Below are 12,258 nucleotides of genomic sequence, written 5' to 3' on the forward strand. Positions count from 1 at the left end.
AGAAACCCTCATGTCCCTGGCAAGGAAAACCCATCTTGCCCCACGGGGGGAGTGTCCTCCCGGGGACGGGTTTGTGCCCCCCCCCCTTGGGGGTCCGCCCCACAGCCTGTCGTGATGCGGGGCTAGGAAACCGCCCCGGGGCCGTCCGCCGCGTCCAGGCGGTCGGCCTTGGCCTGGAGCTCCTCGGCGATGTCGTCCCAGTCGGGGCCGAAGGCGAGGAGGTCGTCCGCGGCCTCCCGCAGCAGCGCCGCGTCGTCCGGCTTCTGCAGGCACGCGATCCGGTAGGCGAGGTTACGGGCCCACGGGGGCAGTCCGATGAAGTTCTCGGCCTTCAGCGTGCGCAGCATCGCGAGGATCTCGTCCGGGTCCGCGTAGATGATCGTCTCCACGTACTCGAACTCGGCGAGGCCGAACTGCTCCGGCGTCGTGCCGACATTGTCCTCGGGGGTGACTCCGCGCCCCAGCCTCAGCAGGTCCGTCATGGCTGATCCTTCACTCATTACTTGGTACGGAAGTACGTCGAGATGGAGATGGAGTCGTCGCCGAACTTGAAGATGTGTCCGGTGATCTCCATGCCGTCGATCGTGACGGCCAGTTTCTGAAGGCCCTGCATGCTGCCGCCCATACCCATGTGCTCCAGGGTCTTGAGAATAAGCGCCTTCTCGATGTCGTCGGGGTTCAGGTGCGTGGTGTTCAGCGCGGGGAAGGACGGCGCGCCCTTGCCGCCCCGGTGGGCCCGATTGACCGCGTGGCCGGTGCTGATCGTCCACTTCCAGCCGCCGGCGTTGACCGCTCGCTTGAGGAGCGTGGGGTCCAGACCCTTGGCGCTGATCTCAACGAAGGCGCCGAATTCGACGTGCGCGCTGACCTGGGCGATCGGCTTCAGCCGGGCGAGCGTCTGGGCGGCTGCCGCCGTCGTGCGGAAGTAGTTGCCCAGGCCGACCGCGATCTTGGTCACGGCTACCGCGACCTGCGGGATCTTCAGCACCGCGGCGCCGACGAGGACGACGTTCAACGCCGTCCACAGGCAGCTCTCCACGTCCCACGAGGAGAAGCACTTCTTCGCGGCCGTGACACCCAGGACGTCGAGGAGGATCTGGCCGCCGTTCTCGATCACCCAGTCGATCACGTCCTTGTTGGCGGCTTCGAGGGCCGCCTTGTACTCGTCCACGCAGGCCTGCCCGCAGGCCTTGCGCAGCGCCTCCTCCTGGGTGAGATTCAGGTCGGCCCCGCCGTACCCCGCCCCGCCGTCGGACTTGGCGGCGGCGAGCTGCGCGGCGCGCTGCTCCTCCTCCCACTTCCGGAAGGCCTCTTCGGCCCGGTCCGCCGACGCGTCGGCGTCCTTCGCGGACTGCTGGGCGTTGGCGGCGGCGCCTTCGGCGGCCTTCGCGTCCGACTCCGCCTTGGTGGCGGTGCTGCTCGCCGCGTCGGCGTCCTTGCCCGCGGCGTTCGCGGCGGTCCGGGCGTTGGCGGCGCTCTTCTCCGCTGCCGTCGCCTCGCTGTTGGCGGCCGCGGCCTCGCTCGCCGCGTCCCTCGACGCGTTCCCGGCCAGGACGACTTCGGCGCCGGCCTGAGCGTTGTACTCGGTCGTCTTGGTGTCCGCCGCCTTCGCGGCCGCCGCGGCCTTCGCCGCTGTGGTGGCGGAGGCGCGCGCCGCGGCCACGGACTTCAGGGCGGCAGCGGTGTCCGCTGCCGCCGCCGCCGCTGCCTGTGCGGCGAGCTTGGCGTCACCGGAGGCCTTGTCGGCGAGTGCCTTGGCGGTGGCCGCCGCCTTCGCGGCCTCGTCCGATTTCGCGGTGGCGGCTGCCGCCTGCTGCTCGGCGAGCGACTTGGACGTCTGGCCGACCAGGACCGCGAAGGCGGCCGCCGAGTCGGATTCCCGGTACGGGGTGCCCGTGGCGATGGCGGTGTTGGCCGGCTTGACGGCCTCGGCGGCCGAGTCGCGGGCCGCCATGGCCGCCTGCGCGGTCGCGTAGGCATGTCCGGCGGTGACCGCCGACCAGGCGGAGGTCTTCTCGGCTTCGGCCTTGGCGGCCCCCGCCTCCTTCTTCGCCTGGACCGAGGCCGCCTGTGCCTTCTTGGCCTCCTGCTCCGCCTTGACGGCGTTCGCGGAGGCGGCGTCCGAGGCGTCGATGGCCTCGGCGGCCGCGGCGTGGGCGGTCTGGGCGGCGGCGTAGGTGGTCCACCACTGCGAGTTCGCGTTGTCGTAAGCGGCCTGCGAGCGGGCGGCGGCCCCCTCGGCACGGGTGGCCGCGGCACGGGCGCCGACCGCCGCGGTCCCCGCCTCGTCGGCGGCGGTTCGGGCCCGGCCCGCCGCCGCCTTCGCGTCGTTGGCGGCCGTACGGGCCTCCGTGGCGGCCTTGCGGCTGTCCCCGGCGGCGGCCGTGCCGGCCGCGGCGGCCGCCGCGGACTCCAGGGCGGCGGCGCGGGCGTCCTTGGCCCGCATGTCCTGCTCCGCCCGCGCCGCGTCGCCGCGGGCCAGAGCGGCCTTGATCTCGGCCGCCTCGGCAGCCTCCCGCTTGTCCGCCGCGGTGCCGCCCGCGGCCTCGGCGGCCGTCCGGGCCTTGGCGGCCGTCTCCCGTTCGGTGGTGGCGCGGTTCTCTGCCGCCAGGGCCTTGTTCCGCTCCGCCGTCGCCTTGGCGTGCTCGGTCTTGGCGAGGTCGCGTTCCTGCTCCGCCTTGATCCGCTGGGCCTTGGCGTTCTCCGCGGCCGTCTTGGCCGTCGCCTGCGCCGTCTCCGCCTTCGTCTGGGCGGCCTTCGCCTTCGTGGCGTTGTCGGCGGCTTCCTTGGCCTGGGCCGCCGCCGAGGTGGCGGCGGCCTTGGCCTGGGCGGCGGCCTCCTGTGCGGCGACCCTGCGGAACTCGGTGTTCAGGGCGTGCGACTGGGTCTGGGCCAGTGCGTAGAGGGTCTTGCTGTCGGCAACGGTCGCGGCGGCGGCGTTCGACGCCGTCTCGGCGGCCTTCGCCGCGGCCTGCGCGCCCGCGGCCGAGGCCTTGGCCACCTGGACGGACTGCTGCGCGAACAGCAGCCCCCGGCCGCGGGGGGCCTTGGCCGCGTCCGCGAGGGCCCACGCCGCGTTCTGGGCGGTGTCGGCCTTGTCGGCGGCCGTCCTGGCCGCCGTCGCGGCTGCGGCGGCGGCCTTCGCCTGGTCGGCGGCCTTGGCGCGGGCGGCGGCCAGGTCCTTGCCGGCCTGGGTGAAGACGGCCGCGGCGGGGCGGCCCGAGGCGTTGGCCGGCTGTCCCGCCCAGTACTTCTGCCACGTCAGGATCTGGTCGGCGAGCCACGCCTGGCCCATGGCCTCGATCATGGCCTCGGTGGACTTGCGGACCTCGGCCGACGCCGCCACCTCGGCGTTGACGATCTCGCCGCGGGGCTTGGCCTGGGTGGAGTACTCCTGCTCCCACTCCAGGTGCGCCGTCACGACGATCGGGGACATGACCCGGTAGAAGTCGACCGGGTTGCGGCTGTCGCAGGCGCCCCAGGCGACCTTCAGCGCCTCGACCTCGAGGCGGAACTCGGCAGAGCCCTCGGCCGGGGCATTGGCCATGTACCCGCCGAGCCGCAGGTAGCGGGCGATGTCGCTCGCGGTGGGCATGCGGTAGTTGCCGCTCGAAGCGTCCTTCAGCAGCGTGTTGGTGACGAAGTCGTGGTTCTCGTCCTTGCCCTTGAGCTCGGCGGCGAGCGCCTTCGCCTTGTCGAGGGCGGCCTTCGAGGGCACCGCGTGGCCGTCGGAGCCGAGCTGGTTGTACAGGTCCCGCTGGGGGCCCAGGGTGAAGGCGACGATGTCCTTGTCGAACTGCGGGGCGTACTGCGGGATGCCCGCGGCGGTGCCGGACTTCCAGTACGGGTAGTTCGACTTCTCCCAGCGCTCCCGCCGCTCGGCCGAGGCCACGGGGGAGCCCTCGTACGAGTCGCGGTCCTTGATCCGCGCCTGGTCCAGCGGGTACATGCCCATGGCCGGATCGGTGGCGGCGGCCAGCTCGGCGGGGGTCCCGGTGAGCGCCTTGGCCGCCGTCCTCTTCATCTCGGGGCCGCCGATGTGCAGGGCGAAACCGCCCGCGCAGCGGTCGAGACGGGCCTGTTCGCCCAGGCTGATCGGCCGGTAGGGCGGCTCGGTGTCCGGTGGGATCTCGACCGCGCCGGCGGGGGCGGCCTGGACCAGGCCGACGAGGACGGCGGACGCGGTGAGCAGGGCGGTGCCCGTCAGCCCCCGCCGCAGGGCGTCGCGCGTGGCGCGCCGCCCGCCTCGCGAAAGGATGGTTCTTTGCACGTGCTTGTTGCCTGTCTTCAGGGATTCGGTCAGCCCGAAGGAAGGCGCGTGACGGCCGTGGCGCCGCGCATGGCGGCCCGGCGGAGCAACAAGATGATGAATTCCCCCATGTGCACGGGTCAGGTGCACAACCCCGTTCGCCTTCCCCCAAGGCACCTCGACAGTTTCACGATCGGGTTACCGCCGGTAGTGCGTTTTCGGCCACACCCGCTAGGTTTCGGCCGAAACTACCGGCCGGTAGTCCCAAGGCGACGGGAAACACCGAGGGCGGCACCCCGGGATCCGGGGTGCCGCCCTCGGTCTCTGTGCGGCAGAGTCAGGCGGTCGGCGTCAGGGCTCAGGCGCCGGCGGCCGTGTCGCCCAGGTGGTGGACGCGGACCATGTTGGTCGTGCCCGGGACGCCGGGGGGCGAGCCGGCCGTGATGATCATGGTGTCGCCGGCGTTGAAGCGCTGGAGCTTCAGCACCTCGCCGTCCACCAGGTCGACCATCGCGTCGGTGGTGTCCACGTGCGGGACGATCGCCGACTCGACGCCCCAGCTCAGGGTGAGCTGGTTGCGGGTGTTCACGTCGGTCGTGAAGGCCAGGATCGGCTGGGTGGCGCGGTAGCGCGACAGGCGGCGGGCCGTGTCGCCGGACTGGGTGAAGGCGACCAGGGCCTTGCCGTCGAGGAAGTCCGCGATCTCGCAGGCCGCGCGGGCGACGGAGCCGCCCTGGGTGCGCGGCTTCTTGCCCGGGACCAGCGGCTGGAGGCCCTTGGAGAGGAGCTCCTCCTCGGCCGCCGTCACGATCTTCGACATCGTCTTGACGGTCTCGATCGGGTAGGCGCCCACCGAGGACTCGGCGGACAGCATGACCGCGTCGGCGCCGTCGAGGATGGCGTTGGCGACGTCGGAGGCCTCCGCGCGGGTCGGGCGGGAGTTGGTGATCATCGACTCCATCATCTGGGTCGCGACGATCACCGGCTTGGCGTTGCGGCGGCACATCTCGATGAGCCGCTTCTGGACCATCGGGACCTTCTCGAGCGGGTACTCGACGGCCAGGTCGCCGCGGGCCACCATGACCGCGTCGAAGGCCGCGACCACGGCCTCCATGTTCTCGACGGCCTGGGGCTTCTCCACCTTGGCGATGACGGGGACCCGGCGGCCCTCCTCGTCCATGACGCGGTGGACGTCCTTGACGTCGCTGGCGTCGCGGACGAAGGAGAGGGCGACCATGTCGCAGCCCATCCGCAGGGCGAAGCGCAGGTCGTCGACGTCCTTCTCCGACAGGGCGGGGACGTTCACGGCGGCACCCGGCAGGTTGATGCCCTTGTGGTCCGAGATGACACCGCCCTCGATGACGATGGTCTTGACCCGCGGGCCCTCGACCTCGGTCACCCGGAGCTCGACGTTGCCGTCGTTGATCAGGATCTGGTCGCCCTTGGCGACGTCGCCCGGCAGGCCCTTGTAGGTGGTGCCGCAGATGGACTTGTCGCCCGGGACGTCCTCGGTGGTGATGGTGAACTCGTCACCGCGCACCAGCTCGACGGGACCCTCGGCGAAGGTCTCCAGACGGATCTTGGGGCCCTGGAGGTCGGCGAGGACGCCGACGGCGCGCCCGGTGTCCTCGGAGACCTTCCGGACGCGGTCGTACCGCTCCTGGTGTTCTGCCTGGGATCCGTGGCTGAAGTTGAATCGGGCCACGTTCATACCTGCCTCGATGAGCGCTTTCAGCTGCTCATACGAGTCGACGGCGGGGCCCAGCGTGCAGACGATTTTGGAACGGCGCATGAAGCGGATCCTATCCGTTTGTTTCGTAGCGGAATATTCCGTCTGGCGGAAAGTCCAAGTGACTACTGGGTAACCAGCGCGTACGCCTGGGAGGCGATCTCCAGTTCCTCATCGGTGGGCACCACGGCCACCGCAACCCGCGCGTGCTCCGGGGAGATCAGCCGCGGCCGGGCGGAGCGCACGGCGTTCGCCTCCGGGTCCAGCGCGAGGCCCAGCTCCTCCAACCCGGCGATCGCCGCCTCCCGCACGACGGAGGCGTTCTCGCCGACGCCCGCCGTGAACACCACCGCGTCCACCCGCCCCAGGACCGCCGTGTACGCGCCGATGTACTTCTTCAGGCGGTGGACGTACGACGCCAGCGCGAGCCGGGCCGACTCGTCGCCCTCGCCCGCCCGCCGCGTCACCTCGCGCATGTCGTTGTCGCCGCACAGACCCAGCAGACCGCTCTTCTTGTTGAGCAGCGAGTCGATCTCGTCGACGCCCAGCCCGGCCACCCGGGCCAGGTGGAAGATGACCGCCGGGTCCAGGTCGCCCGAACGGGTCCCCATGACCAGGCCCTCCAGCGGGGTCAGCCCCATGGAGGTCTCCACGCAGACCCCGCCCCGCACCGCGGAGGCGGAGGCGCCGTTGCCCAGGTGGAGCACGATCACGTTCACCTCCTCCACCGGCCGGCCGAGCAGCGCGGCCGCGGCCCGGGAGACGTAGGCGTGGGAGGTGCCGTGGAAGCCGTACCGCCGGATGGCGTACTTGTCGGCGGTCGCCGCGTCGATCGCGTACCGCGCCACGTGCTCCGGCATCGTCGAGTGGAAGGCGGTGTCGAAGACGGCCACCTGGGGCAGGTCCCCGCGCAGCTCGCGCGCCACCTCGATGCCCGTCACGTTGGCCGGGTTGTGGAGCGGGGCCAGCGGGATCAGGCTGCGGATCTCCGCCAGCACCTCGTCGTCGACGACCGTCGGCCGGGTGAACCGGGTACCGCCGTGCACCACCCGGTGGCCGACGGCCGCGAGCTCGGGGGAGTCCAGGCCCAGCCCGTCGGCCGCCAGCTCCGACGCGACCGCCCGCAGGGCGGCGCCGTGGTCCGCGATCGGCCCGAGGCGCTCGCGCTTGCCGTCCGCGGCACCGGCCCCGGTCAGCGGCTCGTGCACGAGGCGGGAGGTCTCTTCGCCGATGCGCTCCACCAGGCCGGCGGCGAGGCGGGAGCGGTCCGCCATGTCGAGCAGCTGGTACTTCACCGACGAGGAGCCGGAGTTGAGGACGAGTACGCGCGTTGCGGTCACGATGAGGAGTCTTTCCTTCGGGTGCGGTCGGGGATCAGGGATCACTGGGCCTGCGGCAGGGACTGCGACTGCGCCTGGATCGCGGTGATCGCCACGGTGGTGACGATGTCCTGGACGAGCGCGCCGCGCGAGAGGTCGTTGACCGGCTTGCGCAGGCCCTGGAGCACCGGCCCGACCGCGACGGCGCCGGCCGAACGCTGCACCGCCTTGTATGTGTTGTTGCCCGTGTTCAGGTCGGGGAAGATCAGCACGCTCGCCCGGCCGGCCACCTCGGAGCCGGGCAGCTTGGTCGCGGCGACCGAGGGCTCCACCGCGGCGTCGTACTGGATCGGGCCCTCGACCGCCAGGTCGGGGCGCTGCGCGCGGACGGCCTCGGTGGCCTTGCGGACCTTCTCCACGTCCGCCCCGGAGCCCGAGGTGCCCGTCGAGTACGAGAGCATCGCGATCCGCGGCTCGACACCGAAGGCGGCGGCCGTGGCAGCCGACTGCACGGCGATGTCCGCGAGCTGCTCGGCGTCGGGGTCCGGGTTGACCGCGCAGTCGCCGTAGACGAGGACCCGGTCGGCCAGGCACATGAAGAAGACCGACGAGACGATCGAGGCCTCGGGCTTGGTCTTGATGATCTCGAAGGCCGGGCGGATGGTTGCGGCGGTGGAGTGCACCGAGCCGGAGACCATGCCGTCGGCCAGGCCCTCCTGGACCATCAGGGTGCCGAAGTAGTTGACGTCGGTGACCACGTCGTGGGCCAGCTCGACGGTCATGCCCTTGTGCGCGCGGACCCTGGCGTAGTACTCGGCGAAACCTTCCCGGAGGGGGGAGGTCGCCGGGTCGATCAGCTGGGCGCGCGCGATGTCGACGCCCAGGTCGCCCGCCTTCTTCAGGATCGCCTGCTCCTCGCCCAGCAGGGTCAGGTCGCACACCCCGCGGCGCAGCACCACGTCCGCGGCGCGCAGTACGCGCTCCTCGGTGCCCTCCGGGAGCACCACCCGGCGCCGCTCCGAGCGGGCCCGCTCCAGCAGCTCGTGCTCGAACATCATCGGGGTGACGCGCTCCGAGCGCGCCACCGAAAGCAGCCCGCGCAGTTCGGCCGTGTCCACGTGCCGCTCGAAGAGGCCGAGCGCGGTCTCCAGCTTGCGCGGGGTCGCGGAATTGAGGCGGCTCTGCAGCGAGAAGAGTTCCGCGGCGGTCGGAAAGCTGTTGCCGGCCACCGAGACGACCGGGGTGCCCGGGGCGAGCTTCGAGGCCAGCGTGAGGACCTCCTGGGACGGGCGCTCGTTCAGGGTCAGCAGCACACCGGCGATCGGCGGGGTGCCCGAGGCGTGCGCGGCGAGCGCTCCCACCACCAGGTCGGCGCGGTCCCCGGGGGTGACGACCAGGCAGCCGGGAGTCAGGGCGTTCAGGAAGTTCGGCAGCATCGCGCCGCCGAACACGAAGTCCACGGCGTCGCGGGCGAGCCCGGCGTCGTCGCCGAGCAGCACCTCGCCGCCGAGCGCCCGGGTGATCTGGGCGACGGTCGGGGCGGAGAGGGACTTGTCGTCCGGGAGGACGTAGCAGGGCACGGGGAGGCGGGCGGCGAGCCACTCGGCTATGACGTCGCGGTCGTCCGGGGCCACCCGGTTGACGACCATCGCGACGACGTGGCAGCCCAGGCTCTCGTAGGCCCGGTGGGCGCTCTGCGCCTCGGCGCGCACGGCCTCGGCGGGGTGTTTGGTGCCGCCGACGACGGGGACGACGACCGCGCCCAGCTCGTTGGCGAGGCGGGCGTTCAGCGCGAGCTCGTCGGGCAGGTTGGTGTCGGCGTAGTCGGTGCCGAGGACCAGCATGACCTCGTAGTCGCGGGCCACCCGGTGGTAGCGGTCGACCAGCCGGGAGACCAGCTCGTCGGTGCCCTTCTCGGCGAGGAGGGCGGAGGCCTCGTGGTAGTCCATGCCGTAGGCCGTCGCGGCGTCCTGGTCGAGCCGGTAGCGGGCCCGCAGGAGGTCGAAGAGCCGGTCCGGCCCGTCGTGCAGCAGGGGGCGGTACACGCCGACCCGGCCCGTCTGCCGGGTCAGGAGCTCCATGATCCCCAGTTCGACGACCTGCCGGCCGTCTCCCCGCTCGATACCGGTCACGTACACGCTGCGCGTCACGCGTGCTCTCCGTCCCATGCAGTGGATGTCTGATTGACCTGGCTTGACCTCTTGACAATACCTCCGTCAGTGGATAGGGCGCTCCTGGGGAAAAGGCCTGGTCGGGAGGGGCGAAAGGCCTGGTGGGTGGAGTGGTGCGGGGCGCGCGCCCCTCTCGAAACATGGAAGAATCGGACACGCGTCATCAATGCGTCCTTCATATGTACGGTCGGGCCGGGCATACGGGAGGGCGTACCCCCGGCGCTACGGCAGGGCACGACCAGGAGCAGGAGACACAGCACGATGCGTATCGGAGTTCTCACCGCAGGCGGCGACTGCCCGGGATTGAACGCTGTCATCCGGTCGGTCGTACACCGAGCGCTGGTCGGGCACGGGGACGAGGTCATCGGTTTCGAGGACGGCTTCAAGGGCCTCCTCGACGGCCACTACCGCCCCCTCGACATCAATGCGGTCAGCGGCATCCTGGCCCGCGGCGGCACGATCCTCGGCTCGGCGCGCATGGAGCGCGCCCGGCTGCACGAAGCCGCCGAGAACGCCAACGAACTGGCGAGCCGGTACGGCCTCGACGCGCTGATCCCGATCGGCGGCGAGGGCACCCTCACGGCCGCCCGGATGCTGTCCGACGCCGGGATGCCGGTCGTCGGCGTGCCGAAGACCATCGACAACGACATCTCCTCCACCGACCGGACCTTCGGCTTCGACACCGCCGTCATGGTGGCCACCGAGGCCATAGACCGCCTCAAGACCACCGCCGAGTCCCACCAGCGCGTGATGGTCGTCGAGGTCATGGGCCGTCACGCGGGCTGGATCGCCCTGGAGTCCGGCATGGCCGGCGGCGCCCACGGCATCTGCCTGCCCGAGCGCCCCTTCGAGGTGGACGCCCTGGTGAAGATGGTCGAGGAGCGCTTCGCCCGAGGCAAGAAGTTCGCCGTCGTCTGCGTCGCCGAGGGCGCGCACCCGGCCGCGGGCTCCATGCCGTACGAGAAGGGCGCCATCGACCAGTACGGCCACGAGCGCTTCGCGGGCATCGGAAACCGCCTGGCCATCGAGCTGGAGCACCGCCTGGGCAAGGAGGCCCGCCCGGTCATCCTCGGCCACGTCCAGCGCGGCGGTGTGCCGACCGCGTACGACCGCGTCCTGGCGACCCGCTTCGGCTGGCACGCCGTCGAGGCCGTGCACCGGGGCGAATTCGGCAACATGACCGCCCTGCGCGGCACCGACATCGTGATGGCTCCGCTGGCCGAGGCCGTGACCGAGCTCAAGACGGTCCCGGAGCACCGGATGTACGAGGCCGAGTCCGTCTTCTGACCGGCCGCGTCACGCACCGCCGGCCAGGGCCCAGAACCGGTCCGTGATCTCCGCGAGGAACTCCCGGCCCGCGTCACCGCTGCCGGCGGTGCCCTCGGCGCCGCCCCAGCCGAGGGTGGCCACCATCCGCTGCTGGTAGTCGTTGTAGAGGTACTCCAGGACCCGCTCCAGGTGCGCCCGGGGTACGGGCAGCAGCTTGCCCAGCGGTTTGACGTAGGCCTGCCAGCGGGTGGTCACCGCGCTGCGCAGCAGCCCGGCGAGCTCCTCGTGCTTGCCGGTCGCCGTCACGAACTGCGCCAGGCTCAGCCCGAGCACCGAGGCCAGGGCGGCGGACTGCCGCTCGTTGCCCTTCCAGCGGCCGGTCTCCTCCATCTTCCGGTAGGCGTTCGCCTCGACCCCGATCCGGCGGGCCAGGTCCTCGGGGTCCAGGCCGCGGGCGACGCGGTGCTCCCGCAGGGTGACGGGCTCGGCGAGCAGCTCCCCGGGGGAGCACCAGAGCACGCCGGCGAGGGCCGTGAGTTCGGTGGAGGTGGGCGACTGCTCGCCCCGCTCCCAGGCCGTCACCGTCTCCGGTGCGACGAGCAGTCCGTACTGGGCCCGCAGGCCATAGGCGACGTGACCGGGGGCCATGCCCAGGGCCGCGCGCAGGCGACGCGCGGCGGGGGCATTGAAAGGTGGGCTGGAGTGCACAGGGCACACCGTAGGAGTGGCCGAGGTGTGACGACTACAGACTATTCAAACAAGCCCATAACTCGTAGGAAAGTCCTACGCAGTTCATGACTTCAGGCGGTTTTCCCGGCGACTGTCCGGTAATCGGGTCGCGGAAGATCCATTCACAGCGTACGGATTCGGCCACTTCTCCGCAGGCGACCCGGGAAGACCAGGGAGTGATCCCCGTCACAACCTTTGAACCGGCCCCGGCCGCCGTCCGTGATCCATGACGGGGGCCCTCGCATACGGGGGTGGCGAGGGCCTCCCCGGACGTCCGCGCGCCGTTCCCCTTCCCTTGACGTCGGCGTCAAGGAATACGGTCGCTCCATGCGCATCGGCGAACTGGCGAAGCGGGCCGGGACCAGCACCCGGACGCTCAGGTACTACGAGTCACGCGGACTGCTCGAGGCACGGCGGACCGGCAACGGCTACCGCGACTACGACGAGGACGACCTGCGCCTGCTGCGGCAGATCCGCACCCTCCAGGACTTCGGCTTCGAACTGGAGGAGACCCGGCCGTTCGTCGAATGCCTGCGCGCCGGCCACCCGGCCGGGGACTCCTGCCCGGCCTCGCTCGCGGTGTACCGCCGCAAGCTCGCCGAGCTGGACGGCCTGATCGGCCAGCTGGCAGATGTCCGCGAGCAGGTCGCCGCCCAGCTGGCCGCGGCCGAGGAGGCCGCCGGGGAAGCCGTGCCGCGCTGCGAGATGACCGGCTGACGCCCGGCACCCGGCCGCGGGCCGCGCGTACACGAGCGCACGAGACGTGACAGACGTGACAGACGTGAGAGGGGA

At 71.6% G+C, this 12,258-nt stretch carries 8 protein-coding genes; 2 read left to right on the plus strand and 6 right to left on the minus strand.

The window, feature by feature from the left end; all coding sequences use genetic code 11:
• Positions 1-122: 122 nt before the first annotated feature.
• The 5 genes from ACZ4WZ_RS10270 to pta form a co-directional block, all read right to left on the minus strand.
• Positions 123-482 (minus strand): hypothetical protein, encoded by a 360-nt coding sequence (locus tag ACZ4WZ_RS10270; RefSeq protein WP_467887697.1) that lies wholly within the window; start codon positions 480-482, stop codon positions 123-125.
• Between the two features lie 17 nt (positions 483-499).
• The gene (locus tag ACZ4WZ_RS10275) at positions 500-4,270 is read right to left on the minus strand and encodes a hypothetical protein (protein ID WP_467887699.1); all 3,771 of its coding nucleotides are present in this window, start codon (positions 4,268-4,270) and stop codon (positions 500-502) included.
• A 337-nt stretch (positions 4,271-4,607) separates the two neighbouring features.
• Positions 4,608-6,041, minus strand: a complete 1,434-nt coding sequence (pyk, locus tag ACZ4WZ_RS10280) for a pyruvate kinase (RefSeq protein WP_467887702.1) — start codon at positions 6,039-6,041, stop codon at positions 4,608-4,610.
• A gap of 62 nt (positions 6,042-6,103) precedes the next feature.
• The gene (locus ACZ4WZ_RS10285; protein ID WP_467887705.1) at positions 6,104-7,318 is read right to left on the minus strand and encodes an acetate kinase; all 1,215 of its coding nucleotides are present in this window, start codon (positions 7,316-7,318) and stop codon (positions 6,104-6,106) included.
• 41 nt (positions 7,319-7,359) lie between these two features.
• A complete protein-coding gene (gene pta, locus ACZ4WZ_RS10290; protein WP_467887706.1) occupies positions 7,360-9,447 on the minus strand; it encodes a phosphate acetyltransferase in 2,088 nt (695 codons plus the stop codon).
• Positions 9,448-9,729: 282 nt separating this feature from the next.
• Here pta and ACZ4WZ_RS10295 point away from each other — a divergent pair, with 282 nt between their 5' ends.
• Entirely contained in the window at positions 9,730-10,755 is a 1,026-nt protein-coding gene (locus ACZ4WZ_RS10295) for an ATP-dependent 6-phosphofructokinase (protein ID WP_388939813.1), read from the plus strand.
• A gap of 9 nt (positions 10,756-10,764) precedes the next feature.
• Here the strand turns inward: ACZ4WZ_RS10295 and ACZ4WZ_RS10300 are convergent, their stop codons facing one another.
• Positions 10,765-11,445: a helix-turn-helix domain-containing protein gene (locus ACZ4WZ_RS10300; RefSeq protein WP_467887708.1), complete on the minus strand. Its 681-nt coding sequence runs from the start codon at positions 11,443-11,445 to the stop codon at positions 10,765-10,767.
• Positions 11,446-11,793: 348 nt separating this feature from the next.
• On the opposite strand from ACZ4WZ_RS10300, the gene ACZ4WZ_RS10305 reads away from it, so the two are divergent.
• Positions 11,794-12,183 carry a MerR family transcriptional regulator gene (locus ACZ4WZ_RS10305; RefSeq protein ID WP_467887711.1) on the plus strand — a complete coding sequence of 130 codons (390 nt, stop codon included), beginning with the start codon at positions 11,794-11,796 and terminating at the stop codon, positions 12,181-12,183.
• Positions 12,184-12,258 lie beyond the last annotated feature (75 nt).

It is taken from the genome of Streptomyces sp. NPDC029122 (genome assembly GCF_055569445.1).